Below are 23,310 nucleotides of genomic sequence, written 5' to 3'. Positions count from 1 at the left end.
CTAGTATTCCATATCTTTAATTTTATAAATCATAGAATATTCATAGTCTACTTCTTGTGAACATTCTTTACAAAGTCCAAATTTATCAACTTTCTTTTGATCTCCACATCTTTTACAAGAACCTAGTTTAACAATTTCTTTATTAATCATTTTTTCCATAACAAACCTCCATCTGTGTATAATCGTATACAATTATTCTCTATATGCTTATTATATATTTTTATTATTCATTTTTCAATAGTTTTTTTTAAAAAAAGAGTATTTTTATTTTAATTTTGCAATGTTTTATTCTTTTATGTCAATTATTATGCAATAATCCTTCCTAAAAATATTTTACTTTTATTTTCGTTCAAATATTATATAATTGTACTATATGAAACTTCAGGAGGAAATATGGCACAAAGAATGTATATAGTTGACGATGATAAAAGTATTAGAGTCATGATTAAAAATATTATCGAAGATAATGACTTAGGAGTAATCATCGGGCAAGCAAATGACGGCGAAATAGCTTATAAACAAATTAGTTCGATTTACCCTGATATTGTACTTATTGATTTACTACTTCCTTCACTTGATGGAATAGAAATTATAAAAAAAGTAAAAAATGAAATTAACCATGATATGATTTTTATAATGATATCTGAAGTATCTTCTGATAATATGATTACTGAAGCTTATGAGGCAGGTATTGAATTTTTTATTTCAAAGCCTATAAATGTCTTAGAAGTAGTAACGGTTATTAAAAGAGCAATTGAATCACAAAATTTAAGAAATGTTCTTAACCAATTAAAAAATACTTATAGTATTGATTCTAGAAAAAACGTTACTGCACCTATTACGAACTCGTCAAGAAGAAATACAATGAAAATTTATTCTGAACTTGGAATAACTGGCGAGTCTGGCTGCAACGATTTAGCAAATATTATTGAGATAATCGTAAATGAACGAAAAACAAATAATCATTTCAATAAATATAATATGAAAGAGATTTACTTAGAACTTAACAAACGCTTCTACTCAGAAAATTCAATTAAAACAATCAAGGCAATTGAACAAAGAATAAGAAGAACCGTTATAGTAGCTTTAAATAACATTGCAAATATTGGTATAGAAGACTTTAGCAATTATAAATTTGAAAAATACTCCAGTGTTTTATTTGATTTTTCAGATATACGACTCGAAATGGACTATATAAGAGGTAAATCTAAACAAAGAGGTAAAATTAATATTAAAACTTTTATTGAAGGAACAATAAATTTATTAAAAGATTAATAATAAACTCAACCTATCTATTACAAAATAAAGGGACTCACTAAGGTTTTTTTTAGTGAGTCCCTTTTATTTATTTTTTTCTTAAAATTCCATTTCACCATTTTTTACGAGCATCATCATCCACTTTTCTGCAACAGATTTATTTAATATTGATATTGTTGGAAACGAGTGCTGCATCATCATAATATTAAACATAGTTAAGTTATTTTGTATAGCCATAGTCCATTCTTGAATAAGCTCAGATGCTGCTTCTCCAATTATAGTAGCTCCGTATATTTTCCCCTTTTTATCCGTAATAATTTTTACAAATCCTTCTGGCTTTCCATCAGTTATTGCTCTAGCATATGTTTTATATTCTTCCTTAACAATAAAAAAATCTATTTCCTTGTTAATAGCCATTTTTTCACTCAAACCAACTTGAGCAACTTCTGGAGAAGTAAATACAGACCAAGGAACTGGAAAATTACTTCTTTTCAAGCTATTGTCATCATTACCTTTTAACATATGCATTAAGGATGTCATACCTTGATGCATAGCTGAATGAGACAAAAGGTTTACACCATTACAATCCCCAACAGCATATATGGATTTTATATTTGTTCTATTAAATTCATCTACTTTTATACCTTTTTTATCATATTTTATTCCTGCACTATCTAAATCCAATCTATCAATTACCGGTTTTCTTCCAGTAGCAACTAGTATTTCATCAGAAATGAAGTTGCCTTTAGAAGTAAAAGTTACTATCTTAGCGTCTTGCATTTCAACTTTATTAATAGTAGTTGAATTAAAAACTTTAATTCCTTCTTTGTTAAAGACTTTTTCAAGTAACTTTCCAGCTTCTTCATCGCCATTAGGAATTAAATGATCATCCATTTGAACAATAGTTACATCAGAACCTAGTCGTGAAAAGGCTTGAGCCATCTCTGTTCCAATAGCTCCTCCTCCAATAATAGTAAGAGAATTTGGTATTTTATCTAAATTAAACATATTTTCATTTGTAAGTACATCAATTTCGCTTAAACCTGGAATAGGTACAATCATTGGTTTAGTTCCAGTAGCAATAAATATGGTTCTTGCACTATATTCCACATCATTAACTTTAATAGTATTGCTATTTATAAATTTTGCATAGCCTTTTTTTAAAATCATATCTACTTTACTAAATTTATTATGCAAGCCTTCTCCTGTTAGCATTTTTAGTTGATTTCTAACAATTTCAAGTGGATTAACGACTTCAATATCACCCTTTAAATTCAATCCAAATTTATTAAGATGTTCCGCTGAATCTTTAAAATATGCTGATTTAAGAAGAGATTTGCTTGGAATACAACCTGTATTTAGGCATTCTCCACCAAGTTTTTCACCATCAATTCCAAGTACTTTTAACCCCATATTTGAAGCCATGCCTGATACAGCCATGCCCGCAGGACCCATTCCTATAACTATAATGTCATATACCTTCATATTTCCTCCATCTAATATTATAATATTCTAATTTAGTTTTAAAGTTTCATTCAGTATAATCTTAATATTAACAAATGTCAATATTAATTTGCTTATTAAAAATTCATCAAATAGGTAAGGACACTGTAATCGTCGTTCCTTTTTTTACATCACTTTCTACTTTTATATTCCCCTTATAATGCTTTTCAATTAATTCTTTTACATGTGTCAAACCAATACCAGTAGACATTTTTCCAGTTAATTTATCAAATTTCGTTGAAAATCCAGGTTCAAATATAACATTAATATCGTCCTCTTTAATTCCATTACCTGTATCAGAAATTTTAAAAAAAATATTTTCTTTATCAGAATCAATATAAAGACAAATTTTACCGTAAAATTTAATGGCATCAATCGAATTTACTATAAGATTATTTAATACACTTATCATTGGATAGTAATCATAAATACATAAATTTTCTTCAAATTCGAACTCTAGAATAATCGATTTATTCATTGAGTCAATAAGTTTTTTCGTGCTATCATTTAAAATTGATACTATTTCTGAAATATATATTTTTTCCTTATCAATACTTTCAGGCATTATTTTTTCAAGTCCATAAACAACTCTTTGCGTGTCTTTTTTTAGTTCATGTATGTCTTTTGATAGATTAAGCATCCTTATTTTTAAGTTACCTATATAATTTTCATTAATATTCTCATATTCAAAATTCTTAAGTTCATTATATATTGAGTATGATCTATTCATTGCAGTTTCTATATCATCCATTGATTTATTCACAAAAAATAACTCAGATTTTAAATTAGCTTTAAGCATAATAAATTCTTTTAATTTCATCATTTGTTCATCTCTTATAACTAAAATATTGTAAAATCTTATGCCTGAATAAACAATAAAAGACAATGACGCCCTTGTAAGACCTACGATAACTAAACTTGTAATAATAAATTCTATATTCTTAGTCAAAAATTCTCTTCTAATAATTGCTTCAACCATATTAGAGAGTATGTCAGACATAGCAACAAGAAAAATCAGCCTAATTGGATAATTCTTAAAATTTCGTATATTAAAATTCGACAAAAGCATTCCAAAACTAACATAAAAAATCAAAGATGGAATATGTTTACCCAAAAGATCTATTATTGCGTAACTTTCAGTAAAATAATCAATTAAAAACCTAAAAGTAAAAATAAAAATACCAGTTAAGATATTAGTTTTTATAATAGAAATTTCTTCAAACAATAATAGTAAAATAGTTAAAACAATTATTCCTAAATGAATTCTAAATTGTGATTTAAATGGATTTATATAAACTTGACCCATTATAGTAGTCATAGATGCTACAAATAACATATGACTTATGACTATTCTATTTTTATTAAAATATTTTCTCATTTATTGTCTCCACTATTCTATAATTTTGTAAATTTCATTCCATGTATTTTCATCAATAAATTCAATTGACCAAAATCCATACCCTTTTAAGTTATATTTGCTTTTTAAATTTTTTCTCATATCAAATGACTTACTATCTTCAAACCAAATTCGATTCAGTTTATCATTTTTGTAATACTCACCATAATTTTGCTGTGAAACCTTATCATATTTAATATCAATATTATTATCAGTAATATATTTCGAACTATTTTTAACGCTTAGTGTTGAAGATTTAGCTACTTTTTTCCCACTTTTCAATTTAGTTTCTTCCCATATTCTTGTATATAATGGGATTCCAAGTACCAATTTACTTGTATCAACTTCCTCTAGAGTTCCAACAATACCTTTTTCTGTCCAGTTAGCAGAAGCAACTGATCCTGCCACTTTACTACTAGCCCAAAACTCGTCATAAGCCATAAGCATTATATAATCTACGTTTTCAGAAAGTTTTTTTCTATCCAATACTTTTGAATAGGCATCACTTCCCCCTGGAACTGTTACATCCAAACTAGAATATACTTTATATTCATCTAATAAGGCACCAAGTTCTTTAGTAAATTCTACAAAATTTGCTTTGTCACTTAAATTCATATTTTCAAAATCAATATTGATTCCATCTAAATTATATACAGATGAATAAAATAAAATTTGTGCTATAGTATTTTTTTTGAATTCCTCATTTGTAAACATTTTACTTGTCCAATCTTTATTGAAACTATTACTAAATAATGCCCAAACCATTTTTTTATCACTATGAACTCTATTAACATAGTCAAGTGATGCCTCATTTAATACAATTCCATCGACGTTAATTTTAAACCAAGTTGGAGAAATAATATTTATTCCTTTTAAATAATTAGTATCGGTTAAATTTTTGTTTTTAGAATAGCTACCCACTTGATCCCACATAACATTTACTGTTTCTAGGTTTGATTGTTTTTTTATTCTATCTGATTTTTTCACTATACTCATATCTACTGAATTAATGCTATTTATATTTTCGCTCTTAATATAACCTAAATATCCATTTTTATCAATTATATTATATTCGTTATTTTCATTTATTTTCGAATTAAATAAATATACTTTTTCTCCTGTATTCAACTTATCCAAAGTTATAGAAGATTTATCAAGTCTACCCGTAATTTTCGTTTTTTTATCAATTATAGCAACTTTGAGTCCATCTGTAAAAACGTAAACGTTACTACTCTTTTCGTATTTTAGAAGTCTTAATTTATAAAATTTCGATAACATATCATAGGAAATATAATTATTATTATTTGCTTTTATAACTGGTAAATTAAATGACTTTAAGTAATCATAAATATATCTATCAACTAAAGTATTTCCTGCATTAAACTCAACATTTCTCAAAGTAAAATATACTCTAGTTGAGCTATTTGAAAGCGTAACTTCATCGTCAATATATTTTTTAATTGTATTATAAGAAATAAGAATTTTACCATTTTTTTCTATAATTGAATTATCTAGTATCTCTTCATTATTTATATAATAATGATTTTCAAAATAACTACTGATAATATTATTTTTTAATTCTTGATATTTACTGTTAATTGTAAAAATAAAAAATATCGATAATATTAATGCAAAACTTAAAAATATAATTGCAATTTTTTTCATAAAATTTCACGTCCTTAATGTATTATTAATATGTGTAGGAACTAATTATATCATATAACTATATTATAAAAAAAAAGAACTTTAATAATATAAATGTTAAACACTATATTATTAAAGTTCTTCTATTTGTTGTCGTTTATTATTTCTGCCATTATTCTAATATTTTTGTTTATATCTATTAAATTTTGATTTATTCTAAAAGCGTACCCATTTCCGAATTTCCTTTTTGGAAGAACTAACCAATTATGTTCTAATATTGCACTTTTTTCCACTCCATCGTAAACTCTTTTTAATCCACCTAGGTTGTCCATAACTTTATTAATAACATCTGATATATAACTATAAATTTCATTTAATTCATCAATATCACTTATTCTATCTCCAAGTATATAATTAATATCAAATAACAAATGACTAATAATTCTAATATGCCTAACAAGTCTAAGTTTATCTTTTACAGGATTATTAGAAAAACCAAATATTTTGATATTATGATTAAATTCTTTATTCATATCACTAAATAAACTATATACCCACTCAATACTATTTGATGTTTCCACCAATTTAGCTCTTGTATTGTCACATAATTTTTTATCTTTCTTAATTATATATTCATTAGTAGAAGATAAATCAAATAATAGTAACTTTAATAAATATGCAGTTCTTTTATTAGTTAAAAATTTATATTGAAGCAGCGAAAAAATAAAATTAAATAATATTGCTACAACAACGCCAAATACTAAAGCTGCAAATCTTAACGCTACTGTTAATAAGATACTTGGTTGGCCTGAAATACCTATTTGTAAATTTTGAGTCATATAAATTGCAGTAAACAAAGCAACTGGTGAAATTGATTTCCAATCAATTATCAAACAGATATATAATGTAAATGCAACAGATAGTCCCACTGTAATAGCATTAACACCAAATATTAAAATTATTATGCCAGTTACTGTTGCACCTATGAATGAAGCGACAATCTGATCCCAACCACTTTTCACTCCAGTTACATTAATAGCTTCTAAAGTAAGAATAAGTCCAAATAGTACAGAAATCATATCCCTTCTTACTAGCGGTATATTATTTCCAATCACGAAGGCTACTGTAATTGCAAAAAACGTTTTTAAAACAAAAAATTTCGAATCTAATAGATTTGCTTCTTTAACCAATTTAAGTTTGCTTACAAATGCTTTAATTCTTATCACCTCATGCACTTTCACTAAATATTTAATACAATACAACTCCTATAAAGGCAGATATTATAATTAAAATAATTGGATGTAATTTATATTTATAACTTAAAATAAAAACAAGGATAATTATAATAATATCTTTAATTCCTTTAACAGATAGTTTTGCAACACTATAAGCCGCAGTTGTTATAAGTGCTATCACTGTAGGCCTAAGCCCTCTAAAAACATTATTCAATATATGAGTTTTTTTAATAGTTTCTAATTTTTTAGAAATTAATATAACAAGTACAAATGAACCTATAACAACTCCAAGGGTTGAAAATACAGCACCAAAAAAACCAGCTGTTTTAACTCCAACATACGTTGCAGAATTAACTGCAATAGGTCCTGGTGTCATTTGCGAAACTGCAATTATATTTACAAATTCATCAATATCTATCCATTTCCATGTATTAACTATCTCATTTTGTATAAATGGAAGCATTGCATAGCCCCCGCCAAAACTAAATAGCCCAATTTTTAAGAAAATCAAAAATAACCTTATTATCATTTTTTCTTTCCTCCATAGTATAAATAACCTAATATACCAGATGCAATTATTACAAAAATAGGGTTTATTCCAAGAACTATTAGTAGAATCACTGAAACAATATATAAACTTATAGAAAAAATATTTTTTTCAACAGATCTTTGTAGTTTGTATATGGAAAAAATTATTAATCCAACAATTGCAGGTCTAACTCCTAAAAAAGCCTTCTTTAAATAAATGTTATCTTTATTTTTAATTAATATTCCAGATAAAAATAAAATAATTAAAAATGATGGTAAAATTACACCTAAAGCAGAAACTAGAGCCCCTTTTATTCCTTTAATTTTATATCCTACAAATGTTGCTATATTAATAGCAATCGCTCCTGGAAGAGATTGTGAAATAGCAATTGCATCCAAAAAATCTGATTCATTCATCCATCCATTATTGTCTACAATTTCCTCATGGATTAAGGGAATCATTGCATATCCACCACCAAAAGTAAATGCTCCGATTCTAAAAAACACTTTAAAAATACTAAATAATTCCTTCAATTAATCACCTACAATAGTAATTTTATTTTATTTATAATATATTTCATTGATGAAGGTCTATTACAAGGAATTAGTTCAGTGCACTCCATAGCAATTTGAAATAATTCCTTAATAAAATAGCCACTCATAATATATAATACCACTTTTCCGAAGCTATATATATCAGAACTCGTATTTATTTGATTTGGAAATAATATTTGCTCTGGTGAAGAATACTCTTTTGTTCCAAATGATATATTTTGCCCAAGAAATTCATTATAATAGAAAGCTGAGTCAAAATCAATTAAAAAAATATTCAAAAAATTATCAACAATTATATTATCAGGTTTAATATCACAATGAATTACTGAATATGGTTTTATGGAATGAAGATAATCTATAATTATTGATAATTTATATACTAAACCAATAATATCTGATTTATTAAACATATCTATTTTAAATTCTATACTATCTAATTGATTTCCTTCAATATATTCTAATACGTAATATAAACTATTCTTACTAACAAAAGCATCTATAACACTCGCAATTCCATGACAATTAAGATTAATTAAAATATCTAGTTCAATCGAGTATAGTATATTATTCTTCATTTTGATTAAAATATATTGTTTGTTGATATTTGAATTATCAACTAAAAAAACTTCCTTCCTATTTGAAGAACTCAATTTTTTAATTATTTTATATTTACTTAAAATAATTCATCCCCCCTACACAATTTTCACAAGGAGTATACCCTTTTTTAATCGCTTCATTAATATTAATTGGTATAGAACTTTGCCTTAAATGAATACAGTTTTTGTAGTGATATTTACTTCCTGTATTGGTTATATAGACTATTTTATTTTCAGTATTAAAATTGAACCTATATGTTTTCACTATGTAACTTTTACTTATAATTATATTTTTTACAAATGGAATTTTGTAACTACACATAACCTTTGTTTTAAGCGAATTATTTTTTAATACTTCAATATTCGCCATTATTTTTGCATCAAAATTCATTTCTTTACTATGTTTTTTTATATATACATTAAATAAAATATTTTTTTCTATAGAATTACTAATATTACTATCTAAATTATAAGAATACATTATATCATTTGTCGATTCGAAAAGAATTTCTTCTATTACTTCATTCACAAAAAAAAACTTCATTAACAAAACTAAAACAACTAATACAGCAATAAAAATTGGCACAATAATTGTTGCTTCTACAGATATACTTCCTTGTGAAAATAAAACTTTGTTTTTCAAAAAATTATTTTTATCTCCTACCACTAATATTCACCTTCAAAAGAATCAATATTTTTTATATTCGAACTTATTCTATGTTTAATAATAAAATCACTAAAAGTACTATTATGATGATTCTTAATATTGTAATTTGTTATTATTATCATTTTAGATCTTTCTATTTTTTTATTAACATCTAATTGCTTTAAAAAAAATCTCAAATAATCATCATAGTAAAAATTAATACTATATGATTTTTTTTCATTTTGTTCGTTTTTTGTTAGAACTACTTTATTAATATTATTATCATTTATAAGCACAGATTTCCACTGCCCTATTTGAGTTTTATAAACTGCAATACCATCACCTTTTAAAATACTATTTAAATCAATTTTGCTTTCAATAGCCGACCACGAGGCGATTACAATAGGCTTAGTAATTTGATATGGCAAGTCAGTTAATCCTGCAATTCCAAGAGAAATCATATCAACATTTTCTTTCATTTTTGGATTCGTAATTAGAAATATTGTATTGGAAATAATTCTTAATAAATAAATTTCCGTATTACAAGAAATACGATTAATTTCAAAACTTTTCCCATATATAATAAATTCGATTTCTCCTTTAGAATAAAGTTTTTCATTTTCTCTTCTAGTAAATGAATACTCTCTTTTTTTAGAGTTAACATTATCAAAAAAAACTCCCATAATATATTCATCAAAAATAAAACTTTCTAATAACTTAGTCGATATCTCTTTACTTAAAACTGACTCATATTGAATATAATTATTTGCTTCTTCTAAATTATTTTCATTAATATCAAATGATTCTTTTTTTATTAAACCATCTAAAATAGTTTTCCATAAAGATTTGCTTATTACAGATTTTTTTTCAATAACACTAAGGGCAAAATAGTTACTATCATAAGTAAAATATCCATTCTCATCAATATTTTTATTAAGATTATCTACATAGTTAAAAACATCTACATTATTATTACTTTTATTAATACTTTTAATTATTAAATTTGGATTTAGTTTGTTTTTTTCATTAATAATCGTTTTTATAAAAGGAATAGTGAATTCTTTAGACAAATTTTTATTATTTACTTCTTTTTTTAGGTAATCAAGATTTTTGTATATATCATATTTAACTTTCTTTTGTCTAAATAGCTCATTCCTATATTTATTAAGAGATTTTCTAATGTCAATTGGAACAATTTTACCATCATTTCTTGAATCATTAAAATATAAAAATAGGTCTTTATACTCATTGTTAAGATCATAAATTTTATTATAGTATTTTAAAATACTCTTATCTATTTTAGTTTTTCTACTAATATACGAATTTAATTTTTTTAAATTTGCTAAAACATTTATCTTGCTATCTATTTTTTTAATTGCTTCTAAACCTATTGACGACAGAGTAAACTCATTTGCTTGTTCTAAAAACTTTCTGCTATTTGCTAAATCTTCCAATGGAGTAACATAAAATTTAAAACGCTTATTTAAATAAGTCATTCCAAAGCTAAGATTTTTTTCTAAATTATCTCTTCTATAAGCAGTTAAACCATAATCGTTAAAAAGAGTTTCATCATAATCTGCAAATAACGAATTACTTATAATAATTTCATTTCTATATACTGAATTTCGCATTTTCCTCAAATTAAGTACAATAGAATAGGCTGAAAACATAAAAATTATTGAAATAAAAACTACTAACAAAAATATACTAATTGCGCCTTTATTTCCTATACTATTTAGTTTTCTAAAATTTTTAAATTTATTTACTATTTTTATTTTATTCAAATTTTCCACCTTTTAATATTTATCTACTAATTAATTTCTTTATTCGTTAATTTGAATTAAGTCTAATAAAGAACGATTTAAAATAATATTTTTTCTAATTTTCCTTGATTCTATGGTATTCTTTATTACTTTTTTTCTTCCAATAAAGTCTATTAGTAATTTATTGGAATTTACATTAAATGCATTTACATCTTTTTCTAAATAAGCTGTTCTCTTTAACTTAGTTTCTTTAACTTTTACATATTTTACTCTATTGCTATCTTCAAATGCAGATTTTAGTAAATTGTAATTAATATCCATTACCTTGGTTGAAAAAATAAATTCACTATTTATTAGAAGAATAAATGTAACTACTATTAGTAATATAATCGGAAAAACCAAAACTGATTCAATTGTAATCATACCTTTGTTATTCATATACACACTCCTAATAATTGGAATTTTAATTATATTATACCATATTTTGTATTTAATTTTGTTCTTTTTTTGCAAAAAAAAATTCTAGAATAAGCATCCTAGAAATTTCTTGTATTTACTATATTGACTTTTTTTATATTTTTAAAAAAATTACTTCGGAATTAAATTACTACCAAACATCATAAAAACAACGCCAGTTCCAATTCCAAAAGTACTTAGTGCAATTCTAATGTATTGATCCATATTTATGTACTTAAGACCAATCGAAAGCAATACACTAAATATAAAAATATATACGCCTATTTTTCTTAAACTACCAAACATTTTATCACCCACAAATATTATATACTATCAAAAAAAATATAACAACAAACATAATATACAATCATCAATTAATTAATAATTCTTGTAACCCCTCTTTCAAATATTCTTTTAACCACGAAATAACTTCAAGATTTGAAATGGGAACATCACCAAGAATTTTTTTGATTTCTTTTGTATTTAAAGTGAATTTTTTTTCATTTACCATATGTGTATAAATAAGTTCCATATTAGGATTGGATAAAATAATAGTAATAATTGTATCTGCCATATTACCAAGAGGAACTCTATCAATATGCGAATGTTCAAATTCAGCATCTACTTCTGTTCCAATGCCAACTTCAGATTTTATACTAAAACTTCCATTACAATTTTCAGCTTTAGCTTTGTACATAGGAATACCAAGACCTACTTTTCTTGTTGTTCGAGTAGTGTAAAATGGATCGACAACTTTTTTAAGAATTTCACTATCCATTCCATCTCCATCATCTTTTATTTTAATTAATAACTTATCACATTTAAGATCTTCAATAATTGCAATTCTTAAACTTTCTGCGTGCGCTGAAATTGAATTCTGTGCTATATCTAATATATGTAAAGATAATTCTCTCATTATTTTCGCCTCTATCCTTTACTAATAGTTTGGCATTAGTTACCAACTATAATTTAAATTTTAATACTCCACTATATTATACAGTGTTGTTAAAAGATTATCAAATATTATTATACATTTTTAATAATCTAATTCTAAAAGTTTATCAAAAATATCATCTTTATTTATATTTTTTACTTCTAAATAATTTTCTCTTTCTGAAATATTCCCTAAAAAATGTGCATCTGAATTTCTAAGTATATTAAACTTTGTATATTTTACATCTGATAAAAAATTCGAAGAATTTTCTCCAAATGATATCTCCATAATATTTAACATTAAATCAGTAGGAATAAATCCTAAATTTGACACAATACTATTCGAACCTCTGTCAATATGTGCAGGAAAAATTACTCCACCATTATTTTTTACAAGTTTAATAGCTTCATTTATTCCAATATTAATTGACATAATTAGTGCATTTTCTTCTTCACCTACAATATTATCATTAATATCCATCACTTGCTGATTTCCAAACTTCTTTTTATTATTTTTGATATTAATTTGTTTTTCTTTTATTTGTTTAAAAAATGTTTTAGCTAAGTCTATATTCCTAAATAAGCAAATCATATGAACATCTTCATTTGTTTGAAGTTCCATACCCGCAAAAACAATTAATCCACTTTTGAGGCCGAGTTCTATACACACCTCACAATTTCTTATTGAATTATGATCAGTTATCGCAATTGCATCAAGTCCTTTAAGAAGGCTCATATTAATTATATTATTAGGTGTCATTTCATCATCTGCGCAAGGAGATAAGCATGAGTGAATATGAAAATCAAAATACGCTTTCATTATTTTAATCCAAATTCATAAAACTTCTTAAATATATCATATGAAGATAAATCTGTACTAAAAATAACTATTTCTTCTTCGTCGGCTTTGCTTATTAAGGCATCATCAACTTTTATTCCGTTTGGAATTATAATACAAGAAAAATCTAAAAGTGATGCAACTGCAAGTATATTATTGTGTATCTGAACAGTAATCCATGCAGCGTTATTCTTTCCATTTGCCATTACCCAGCTAAGTAAATCGCAACAAATTAAGTCATCTACCTCTTTAACCAATTTATAGTCTTTATTTAAAACAATAAATCCAAAATTCTGATAAATATCATTAATGTTCATTTTTTCTCCTTCCTTTTTAGAACTACACACTCACTTAGTTTTGATCTCCCAAGAACAATATCTTCAGCTAATGCTCGACACGTTGGCGAGCCACAAGCTCCACAATCAATTCCTGGTAAAATTCTATATATCTCTTCTATTTTACCCATTTTCACAATTGCCTTTTTAAAATCATTGTCAAGTTTTAAAACTGGTATAGGTTTTATTTCTTTGTTCCATTCTAATATATTTTCATCATAATTTTCTATATTAGCATTAGAACTTCTATTTTCTAATAGCTTATTTGAAATTTTTCTAATTCTACTTTTTGCAATAAAAGGATTTTCTACATTAAGTGGTCCACCGCTACAACCAGTAACACATGCATATCCTTCTAAAAAATCTACATCTTTTAATTTTCCCATCTCTATTTTATCAAGTACTTTTATAACTTCTTCAATACCGTCGACAGCTAAATAGTTGTCAATACCCATCGCATAGCTTTGTCCACCAACCATAGCCCATTCAATACCCGTTCCAGACGATTCTCTAATTTGCGATTTTACTTCAATATCATCATATATTCTTAAAAGTTTTGTAAATACTGATTCAATAGAAATTGCACCACTAATATTTGATTTTTCTATTCCAATTGGATTTTTTATGCTCGTAATTTTAGCTGGACATTGAGTAATATAAAAAACTCCTATCTCATCATCAGTAAGTTTAGTTTCTTCTTTCACTTTTTTTCTTGCAATTCTAGCTGCAACTTCCATAGGCGATTCAACTTTGCAAATATTATCTATAAGTGATGGATACCTAATTTGTATTAATCTTGTTATAGCTGGGCAAAATGTTGATATAATTGGTCCATTAACTGTTTTACTTTTAATCTTGTTTAACTGATATTTTGATATAATATCTGCTGCATATGCCACATCAAAAACATAATCAAATCCTAAATTATAAAATCCATTAAATATTTTGTTGATATCATATTTTTTATCATACTGCCCATACATTGATATAGCAGGAAGTGCTATATTATATTTATATTCACTAAGCATTGAAAGTGAGTCTGTAAGTGCCCCTTTTGCATGGTATGGACAAACTTTTAAGCACTCCCCGCAGTCAATACATCTTTCTGCAATAATTCTCGCTTTACCATTTTTTACTCTAATAGCTTGAGTTGGACATCTATCTAAACAATAAGTACATCCATTACAAAAATCTTCTTCAAGAATTACTGAATGCCAATATTCTTTCATAATTCCTCCTAAAAGAGTTTAAAAACCATTTTAATTTTAGTAAACTGTTCTTTCTTAGAATTCAAATAAAATTCATCACAACATTTATGCATATTAGGAAGTCCCATTCCAGCTCCAAAACCCATTTCTCTGGCACTTTTACTAGCTGTCGAAAAGCCTTTTTGCATAGCTAAATCTACATCTTCAATTCCTGGTCCAATATCTTCAATAAAAACTTCAATTTTATCATCTTTAATTAAAACTTCAATTTGCCCACCTTTCGAATGGATTACTACATTAATTTCAGCTTCATAAGTTGCTATTGAAATATTTCTAATAATACTTTGATTTATACCTAAAAGCTTAAGCTTTTTTTTAATCTGAGAAGAAGCTTCTCCTGCCCTGTTCATATCTTCAGGTTCTATATCAAAAAAAAGTTTCATAATGGCATTATCATAGCTTTTATATATTTCTCTGTCTCCTAGTAAACCGACCACTATTTATCACCCATTTCAACTGACTTTAAACCGTTAGAATATAATATACCTGACGCTTCATATAAAGTAATAGGAGTTGTCGCAATAACCATTTCATGTTCGCAAGCTAAGCTAAGTACTTCTTCAGTTGGTATTTTACCCCTAACAAAAATAATAGCTTTAAGATCTAGCATATCCGCTGTACGAATTACTTGATTATTCATTAATCCTGTTATTAAAACCGCTTCATCGTGCGCATAAGCAAGTACATCACTCATTAAATCTGATCCAAATGCTGCCTTAACATTTTCACCTATCCACTCGTTGCCAAGAACAACTTCAGCAGAAATTAAATCAACTATCTTACTAATTTTCATAGTGCCTCCTTATCAGTAAACTCATTTAGCTAAAGCTAAATAATGCATAATCAAATAAAGAATTTACTTCGTCTGATTTGAATTCCCACTTGTAGAAGCAGGAATTTTAATTTTCAAAAATAAAGGTCACATAGTTCACACAAATATGATATTTATTTAACGATGCTGATAACCTTATTATAAACTATCTCATGAATTTCTTCAATAGACTTTATATTTTCTTCAAATGTACATTTTACAATATTCCAATTATACTTTTTTGCAATCCATTTTGCATTTTCATATGAATCTGTCATATATTTTTTATCACTTTCATGAATATCTTTCTTATTACTTCCATTAATTTTATTTTTTCTTAAACTCATTAGCCATAAACTTGCTTTAATATCCATATCTAGAAATATAGTTTCATCAGGTTTAGGAAGTCCCATTTTATTAAACTCCAAATCATACAGCCATTCTAAAAATATGTTTTTATCATTTTCATTATTAAACTTTGCTGCTTGGTGAACCATATTTGATGAGGTATATCTATCTGCAATTACAACACCACCCTTATCTAAGAAATTTTTCCATTTCATTTTGTACGATGCAAATCTATCAACTGCATAGAAAGTTGAAGCTGTATATGGATTAACATCGTTTGCATTTTCACCAAAATCTCCATTTAAATACATTTTAACAAGTTCAGATGATTTCGATTCATAATCAGGAAATGTAATTCTTATTACATCATATCCATCATTTTCAAGTCTATTTTTAAGTAATTTGGATTGCGTTTCTTTTCCACTTGAATCAGTTCCCGATTCAATTACAATTAATTTCCCTTTCATATTGCCTCCTATTTCTAATTAATATCATTATTATATCATATAAGATTTTTTCTTTTCACTATATGTTTTTCTTATTTATTATTTTAAAAAAAGAGCAAATAACAAGAAATCATGCTTCTCATTATCTGCTCTTTAATACTTCCTGACTTAATTAAATAATTTATTGAAAATATAATTTATTTTCTTTGAACTTTAACTGCACAAACTTTCAATTCTGGAATATTTGCAATAGGATCAAGCGCTGTATTTGTAAGTTCGTTTGCAGCAGTCTTTGCAAAATGAAAAGGTATAAATACAACATTTTTTGCTATTTTTTCAGTAACTTTTGCTTTTACTTCAATTTGACCTCTTCTTGAAGCAACAATCGTCATTTCACCATTCTTTATCCCATATTTCGCCGCATATTCAGGTGAAATTTCAATATATGCTTCTGGAACTATTTCATTCAAACCTTCAACTCTACCTGTCATCGATCTAGTATGATAGTGATATAAAACTCTACCAGTTGTTAGAACCAAAGGATATTCCTCGTCAGTTATCTCAGCTGGTTCTTTATATGCAACTGATGTAAATAAACCTTTTCCTCTAGCAAAAGAATTTTCATGAAGAAACTTTGTTCCTAAGTGATTTTCGTCTTTACACGGCCACTGTAATCCGCCTTCATTTACTATTCTTTCATAAGTAACACCGCCATATTGAGGTGTTACTTTCGCAATTTCTTTCATTATATCTTCTTCAGAATTAAATTCATTTTCATATCCAAGTCTTCTCATAATTTCATCGAAAATTACCCAGTCAACTTTTGCTTCACCTGGTGCATTTACAGCTTTCCTTACTCTTTGAACTCTTCTCTCTGTATTTGTAAAGGTTCCTTCTTTTTCAGCAAAACATGTCGCTGGAAGAACAACATCTGCAACCATAGCTGTTTCAGTCAAAAATATGTCTTGAACAACTAAAAAATCAAGCTTATTAAAAGTTTCTCTAACATGATTTAAATCTGGATCTGAAACCATTGGATTTTCACCCATAATATATATAAATTTAATGTCACCGTCATGTGCTTTATCCATCATTTTAGGAACAGTAAGACCTAGTTTTGTTGAAAGTTTATCAACATTCCAATATTTTTCAAACTTTCTTGCATTAGCCTCTTCAATTACCTTTGCATAGCCTGGGTATACATTTGGAAGCCCACCGACATCGCAAGCACCTTGAACATTATTTTGACCTCTAAGTGGATTTACTCCAGTAAACTCTTTTCCAACACTGCCGCAAAGCATTGCTAAATTCGCAATATCCATTACATGCTTTGTTCCGTCGCTTTGTTGAGTAATTCCCATCGCATAATATATCGCAGCTTTCTTGCCTTTTGCGTACATTCTAGCCGCCTTTTTAATATCTTCTACACTTACATCACATATTTTCGCTGATTCTTCTAAAGAAACTTTTGAAGAATTGAGAACAACTTCATTGAAATCTTCAGTTCTTTCATTTATAAAATTCATATCGTAAAGTTTTTCATCTAAAATAACTTTAATTAAAGCATTTATAAGAGCAACGTTAGATCCTGGTTTGACTTGTAAAAATACATCAGCCATTGTTGCAAGTTCGATTTCTCTTGGATCTACTACAATAAGTTTTGCGCCTTTTCTAATCGCTCTTTTCATAAAAGTTCCAATTACTGGATGATTTTCAGTAGTATTAGAGCCAATAACAAATATAACATCATTTTCTTCAATTTCTTTTATACTATTAGTCATAGCACCACTACCAAATACTGTTGCAAGACCTGCAACTGTAGAACTATGTCAGAGGCGTGCGCAGTGATCTATACTATTTGTACCAATTACAGCTCTAAACAATTTTTGCATCAAATAATTATCTTCGTTGGTACATCTAGCAGAGCTAAGTCCAGCAAATGCATCAGGTCCAAAATGTTTTTTTGTTTCCTGTATTTTCGACACAATTAAAGAATATGCTTCATCCCAAGAAGCTTCAATTAAAACACCATCTTTTCTAATAAGTGGTTTTGTTAATCTATCTGGATGGTCAATAAACTTATATCCAAATTTGCCTTTAACACATAATAAGCCTTCATTGACACCATCGCTTGCTGGATCAATTCTTACTACTTTATTATCTTTTACATTTAAATCTACTTGACATCCAACTCCGCAATACGAACAAGTTGTTCTAACTTTTTTTTCAATTTCCCAGTTTCTAAATTTAAAAGCTGAATTTTCAAATAAAGCCCCTGTTGGACAAACATATACACAATTTCCACATGATACACAAGTTGAATATTCCATACCAACTTCAAAGGGATGGGAAATATGAGATTCATGACCTCGCCCACTTATTGTAATAGATGAAGACCCTTGAAGCTCATTACAAACCCTAACGCATTTTCCACATACTATACATTTACTTCTATCATAACTATAGAATTTATTTGAAGAATCAATCACTCTAGAAACCGGTCTTTTATAATATGTAGTTTCAGGTTCGATTCCATACTCATAGCAAAGATCTTGAAGCTGACAATCTCCAGCTTTGCTGCACCTTAAACAATCATTATTATGAGATGCCCAAGTTAACTCTAATATATCTTTTCTAGAATTCTCAACTTTTTTTGAATGTGTATGTATTACCATTCCTTCTCTAATATGAGCAGAACACGAAGCTACTAAATTTTTAGCGCCTTCAACTTCAACTACACACATTCTACATGCACCATGTGCTACTAATCTTTGATCAAAACATAAAGTTGGAATTTTGATACCGACTTCTTTACAAGCATCAAGTATTGTTCCTTCTTTTTTAATTTCTCTTGGTAAACCATTAATAGTTACATTAATCAAAATAACACCCCTTTATCAAATAAATAATAATTTCATTTAATTTATAATGTACAAAACGTTTTATTAATATCATTTTTTTATTTACTGTTTCATTTTTTACTTTAACACTTTTTAAAGTAAAATTAAAGCAAAAGCGATTATTTTTCATAAATAATTGACACAAATTTTAATATAATTATAATCTTTGATTGTTTTTTAACAAATATCAAAAAAAACAGAGACTAAGCAATGGTTAGCTTAGTCTCTGAAATAATTATTTAATTAATAACATATTATTTAGATTTAGTTGGGTATTTTTCTTTTTTTGCGTAATGAGTATGAAGTAATTCATGAGCAATATGACTATTTGGTTCTTCTAAAAATTCTTTATACAATTTTTGAATAGTTTTATTCTCATGAGACTTTCTAACTGCCATAATTGCGTCTTCTTCATATAAAGCTTTCGCTCTTTCTACTCTTACATCTATCATATCTCTAATCTTACCAGAAACTTGTGGTTGTCCACCACCGTTAACACAGCCACCTTCACATCCCATTACTTCAATGAAATGATAATCAGCTTCTCCAGCAATAATTTTATCTAATAATTTTCTTGCATTACCAGTACCATGAGCAATAGCGGCTTTAACTGTTATGTCGCCAATCACAACATTAGCTTCTTTTACACCTTCAATTCCTCTAACAGCAGTATATTCAATTTCTTTAATATCTTCTCCAGTAACAACGTCAGCTACTGTTCTAAGAGCAGCTTCCATAACTCCACCTGTTGCACCAAAGATAACTCCTGCACCAGAATATTCACCTAAAGCTGAATCAAACTCTTCATCATTAAGTTCAGTAAAGTTAATTCTCGCTTCTTTAATCATTCTAGCAAGTTCACGAGTTGTAAGAACAGCATCAATATCCCTTAAACTGTTAACTTCCATTTCATCCCTTTTTGATTCAGTTTTCTTAGAAGTACATGGCATAATAGAAACTACAAATATATCTTTAGGATCAATATTTTTTTGTTTAGCATAGTATGATTTTAATATAGCACCAAACATTTGATGTGGTGACTTACATGAAGAAAGATTATCAAGTAATTCTGGGTAATTAAATTCACAGAATCTAATCCAACCAGGAGAACAAGAGGTAATCATAGGAAGTTTTCCACCATTTTTAATTCTTCCAAGTAGTTCTGTTCCTTCTTCCATAATAGTTAAATCAGCAGCAAAGTTTGTATCAAATACTTGATCAAATCCGATTTTCTTAAGACTTGAAACCATTTTACCTGTAACCCTAGTTCCAATAGGAAGACCAAATTCTTCACCTAATCCAGCTCTTACAGCAGGCGCTGTCTGAACAATTACATGTTTAGAGTCATCATCAAGAGCATCCCAAACCATTTCAATTTCACTTTTTTCTCTTAAAGCTCCTACAGGACAAACATTAATACACTGTCCACAATAAATACAAGGAACATCATTCATACTCATATTAAATGCTGGACCAACTGTTGTATTAAATCCTCTTTCAGCAAAATCTAATATTCCAATTGTTTGGACTTTTTTACATACATTAACACATCTTCCACATAAAATACATTTACTAGAATCTCTTACTATTGAATGAGAAAAATCATCAATAGTTCCAACTCTTTTTGCACCTTCATATCTTATATCTTGAATTCCAAGCTCATCTGCAACCGATTGAAGTTCACAGTTCTTATTTCTAACACAAGTTAAACACTCTCTATTATGATTAGCAAGTATTAATTCTACTATTTCTTTTCTAGATTCTCTTACTTGCTTTGAATGAGTTTTAATTTTCATTCCATCTCTAACTGGTAAAACACATGAAGCTTGAAGTGATCTTGCGCCCTCAACTTCAACAACGCAAACTCTACATGCTCCAACTTCATTTATATCTTTTAAAAAACAAAGTGTTGGAATATCTATTCCTTGTAATTTAGCAGCTTCAAGCACTGTTAAGTTATTATCAACACTAACTTCACTACCATTTATAGTTATATTTACTTTACTCACGATTACACTCCTTAAATATTAGTTTTAGAAATCAAAGTTTTCATACACTACTACTTTTTAATGATTGCATCTACTGGGCATTTTTCTATACATGCACCACACTTGATACATTTTTCCTGATCTATAACGTGAAGACCTTTTCTCTCCCCACTAATACAATCAACAGGGCAAACTTTAGTACAAGCAGTACATCCAATACACTTATCAGTGATAACGATTGAAAGTAAATCTTTACATACACCTGACGGGCATTTTTTGTCAATTACGTGAGCTTCATATTCATGTCTGAAATACTTTAGTGTTGAAAGAACAGGATTTGGTGCAGTCTGTCCGAGTCCACAAAGTGAAGCAGATTTAATTGTTTTAGCAAGCGATTCTAGTCTATCCAAATCTTCTAAAGTACCTTTCCCTGTAGTTATTTTATCAAGAATTTCAAGCATTCTCTTAGTTCCTTCTCTACATGGAGTACACTTACCACATGATTCATCAACCGTAAAGTCTAAGAAAAATCTTGCTATATCAACCATACAGTTATCTTCATCCATTACAATCATTCCACCTGAACCCATCATTGATCCAAGCGATATTAAATTGTCATAGTCAATTTCAACATCTAAGTGATCTGCAGTAATACATCCACCTGATGGTCCACCAGTTTGTACAGCTTTGAATTTTTTACCGTTAGGAATACCGCCACCAATTTCATAAATTACTTCTCTAAGTGTAGTTCCCATTGGAATTTCAACTAAACCAGTATTATTTATTTTCCCGCCAAGAGCGAAAACTTTAGTTCCTTTTGACTTTTCAGTACCAATATTGTTAAACCACTCAGCACCATTTAATATAATTTGTGCAATATTTGCATAAGTTTCAACATTATTTAATAATGTTGGTTTTCCAAATATACCCTTTACTGCTGGGAATGGTGGTCTAGGTCTTGGCATACCCCTTTGGCCTTCAATTGAAGCAATTAATGCAGTTTCTTCGCCACAAACAAACGCTTCAGCACCAAGTCTAATTTCAAGATCAAAATCAAATCCAGAATCAAATATATTTTCACCTAATAATCCATACTCTTTTGCTTGTTCTATAGCAATTTCTAATCTATGAACAGCGATTGGATATTCAGCTCTAATATAAACATATCCTTTAGAAGCTCCAATTGCATAACCTGCAATTGCCATAGCTTCGATTACTGCATGCGGATCACCTTCAAGTACAGACCTATCCATAAATGCTCCTGGATCTCCCTCATCAGCATTACAAGCTACATACTTTTGATCATTTACCGCATTATATGTGAATTCCCATTTCATTCCTGTAGGGAATCCTCCACCACCACGTCCTCTAAGACCTGATTTTTTAACTGTTTCAATTACTTCTTCTCGACTCATTTCTTTTAATGCTTTTCCAAGTGCCTTGTAGCCATCAAAAGCAATATATTCTTCTATATTTTCAGGATTAATAACACCACAGTTTTTAAGTGCTATCCTTTTTTGTTTTTTATAAAACTCAACATTATTCAAAGATTTTATTGTATCATTTTCAATTGAATCTTTGAATAACAAATCTTTAACAATCCTACCTTTTAATAAATGTTCACTTGTAATTTTTTCTACATCTTCAACGCTCACTCTTGAATAAAATGCGCCTTCAGGATAAACAATAACAATCGGACCTGCTTCACAAAGTCCAAAGCAACCCGTTTTTACTAATTTAACTTCATCAGATAAATTGTTTTTCTCTAATTCATCTTTAAATTTTTCTTCAATACTTACTGAACCTGATGAAGTACAACCAGTACCTCCACAGATTAATACATGTGATCTATAAAAATCCATTA

General features: G+C 27.6%; 23 protein-coding genes. 1 reads left to right on the top strand and 22 read right to left on the bottom strand.

All coding sequences use genetic code 11. The features are described 5' to 3' along the window. Nucleotides 1–159 (bottom strand): hypothetical protein, encoded by a 159-nt coding sequence (locus AACH12_RS04090; protein ID WP_338536805.1) that lies wholly within the window; start codon nt 157–159, stop codon nt 1–3. 234 nt (nt 160–393) lie between these two features. Here AACH12_RS04090 and AACH12_RS04085 point away from each other — a divergent pair, with 234 nt between their 5' ends. Next, entirely contained in the window at nt 394–1,275 is an 882-nt protein-coding gene (locus tag AACH12_RS04085) for a response regulator (RefSeq protein ID WP_338536804.1), read from the top strand. A gap of 81 nt (nt 1,276–1,356) precedes the next feature. Here the strand turns inward: AACH12_RS04085 and AACH12_RS04080 are convergent, their stop codons facing one another. From AACH12_RS04080 to nuoF, 21 genes are all read right to left on the bottom strand, one after another. After that, nucleotides 1,357–2,742, bottom strand: a complete 1,386-nt coding sequence (locus AACH12_RS04080) for a dihydrolipoyl dehydrogenase family protein (RefSeq protein WP_338536803.1) — start codon at nt 2,740–2,742, stop codon at nt 1,357–1,359. 106 nt (nt 2,743–2,848) lie between these two features. Further along, entirely contained in the window at nt 2,849–4,138 is a 1,290-nt protein-coding gene (locus AACH12_RS04075; protein ID WP_338536802.1) for a sensor histidine kinase, read from the bottom strand. Nucleotides 4,139–4,150: 12 nt separating this feature from the next. Beyond that, nucleotides 4,151–5,821: a glycosyl hydrolase family 18 protein gene (locus AACH12_RS04070; RefSeq protein ID WP_338536801.1), complete on the bottom strand. Its 1,671-nt coding sequence runs from the start codon at nt 5,819–5,821 to the stop codon at nt 4,151–4,153. Between the two features lie 122 nt (nt 5,822–5,943). After that, nucleotides 5,944–7,026: an FUSC family protein gene (locus tag AACH12_RS04065; RefSeq protein WP_338536800.1), complete on the bottom strand. Its 1,083-nt coding sequence runs from the start codon at nt 7,024–7,026 to the stop codon at nt 5,944–5,946. 22 nt (nt 7,027–7,048) lie between these two features. Beyond that, on the bottom strand, nt 7,049–7,564 hold the full coding sequence (locus tag AACH12_RS04060) for a chromate transporter (protein WP_338536799.1): 516 nt from the start codon (nt 7,562–7,564) through the stop codon (nt 7,049–7,051). Continuing rightward, entirely contained in the window at nt 7,561–8,097 is a 537-nt protein-coding gene (locus tag AACH12_RS04055; RefSeq protein WP_338536798.1) for a chromate transporter, read from the bottom strand. The genes AACH12_RS04060 and AACH12_RS04055 overlap by 4 nt, the downstream gene beginning before the upstream one ends. 8 nt (nt 8,098–8,105) lie before the next feature. Continuing rightward, entirely contained in the window at nt 8,106–8,693 is a 588-nt protein-coding gene (locus AACH12_RS04050; protein WP_338536797.1) for a protein kinase domain-containing protein, read from the bottom strand. A gap of 94 nt (nt 8,694–8,787) precedes the next feature. Beyond that, nucleotides 8,788–9,357, bottom strand: coding sequence for a hypothetical protein (locus AACH12_RS04045; RefSeq protein WP_338536796.1), 570 nt, complete (start codon nt 9,355–9,357; stop codon nt 8,788–8,790). Nucleotides 9,358–9,380: 23 nt separating this feature from the next. Continuing rightward, nucleotides 9,381–11,144, bottom strand: coding sequence for a DUF5702 domain-containing protein (locus tag AACH12_RS04040; RefSeq protein ID WP_338536795.1), 1,764 nt, complete (start codon nt 11,142–11,144; stop codon nt 9,381–9,383). A gap of 39 nt (nt 11,145–11,183) precedes the next feature. Next, nucleotides 11,184–11,561, bottom strand: coding sequence for a hypothetical protein (locus tag AACH12_RS04035; RefSeq protein WP_338536794.1), 378 nt, complete (start codon nt 11,559–11,561; stop codon nt 11,184–11,186). Between the two features lie 150 nt (nt 11,562–11,711). Continuing rightward, nucleotides 11,712–11,885, bottom strand: a complete 174-nt coding sequence (locus AACH12_RS04030) for a hypothetical protein (RefSeq protein ID WP_338536793.1) — start codon at nt 11,883–11,885, stop codon at nt 11,712–11,714. A 64-nt stretch (nt 11,886–11,949) separates the two neighbouring features. Beyond that, the gene (locus tag AACH12_RS04025; RefSeq protein ID WP_338536792.1) at nt 11,950–12,495 is read right to left on the bottom strand and encodes an ATP-binding protein; all 546 of its coding nucleotides are present in this window, start codon (nt 12,493–12,495) and stop codon (nt 11,950–11,952) included. 120 nt (nt 12,496–12,615) lie between these two features. Continuing rightward, nucleotides 12,616–13,332: a PHP domain-containing protein gene (locus tag AACH12_RS04020; protein WP_338536791.1), complete on the bottom strand. Its 717-nt coding sequence runs from the start codon at nt 13,330–13,332 to the stop codon at nt 12,616–12,618. Continuing rightward, the gene (locus AACH12_RS04015) at nt 13,332–13,667 is read right to left on the bottom strand and encodes an AraC family transcriptional regulator (protein WP_338536790.1); all 336 of its coding nucleotides are present in this window, start codon (nt 13,665–13,667) and stop codon (nt 13,332–13,334) included. The genes AACH12_RS04020 and AACH12_RS04015 overlap by 1 nt, the downstream gene beginning before the upstream one ends. Beyond that, nucleotides 13,664–14,914: a [Fe-Fe] hydrogenase large subunit C-terminal domain-containing protein gene (locus AACH12_RS04010; protein WP_338536789.1), complete on the bottom strand. Its 1,251-nt coding sequence runs from the start codon at nt 14,912–14,914 to the stop codon at nt 13,664–13,666. The genes AACH12_RS04015 and AACH12_RS04010 overlap by 4 nt, the downstream gene beginning before the upstream one ends. 8 nt (nt 14,915–14,922) lie before the next feature. Then, nucleotides 14,923–15,390, bottom strand: a complete 468-nt coding sequence (locus tag AACH12_RS04005; protein WP_463670999.1) for an ATP-binding protein — start codon at nt 15,388–15,390, stop codon at nt 14,923–14,925. Then, a complete protein-coding gene (locus tag AACH12_RS04000) occupies nt 15,390–15,746 on the bottom strand; it encodes a hypothetical protein (RefSeq protein WP_338536788.1) in 357 nt (118 codons plus the stop codon). Before AACH12_RS04000 ends, AACH12_RS04005 begins: the two co-directional genes overlap by 1 nt. A 152-nt stretch (nt 15,747–15,898) precedes the next feature. Further along, nucleotides 15,899–16,579, bottom strand: a complete 681-nt coding sequence (locus AACH12_RS03995) for a dTMP kinase (RefSeq protein WP_338536787.1) — start codon at nt 16,577–16,579, stop codon at nt 15,899–15,901. A gap of 176 nt (nt 16,580–16,755) precedes the next feature. After that, nucleotides 16,756–19,440, bottom strand: coding sequence for a formate dehydrogenase subunit alpha (fdhF, locus tag AACH12_RS03990; RefSeq protein ID WP_338536786.1), 2,685 nt, complete (start codon nt 19,438–19,440; stop codon nt 16,756–16,758). A gap of 272 nt (nt 19,441–19,712) precedes the next feature. Beyond that, nucleotides 19,713–21,467 (bottom strand): NADH-dependent [FeFe] hydrogenase, group A6, encoded by a 1,755-nt coding sequence (locus AACH12_RS03985; RefSeq protein WP_338536785.1) that lies wholly within the window; start codon nt 21,465–21,467, stop codon nt 19,713–19,715. Nucleotides 21,468–21,517: 50 nt separating this feature from the next. Then, a complete protein-coding gene (nuoF, locus tag AACH12_RS03980) occupies nt 21,518–23,308 on the bottom strand; it encodes an NADH-quinone oxidoreductase subunit NuoF (protein WP_338536784.1) in 1,791 nt (596 codons plus the stop codon). Between the last annotated feature and the right edge of the window lie 2 nt (nt 23,309–23,310).

It is taken from the genome of Helicovermis profundi (genome assembly GCF_033097505.1).
GTDB lineage: Bacteria > Bacillota > Clostridia > Peptostreptococcales > Acidaminobacteraceae > Helicovermis > Helicovermis profundi.
Note: the sequence above shows the minus strand (reverse complement) of the source record. Positions and strands in the feature narration are given on the sequence as shown.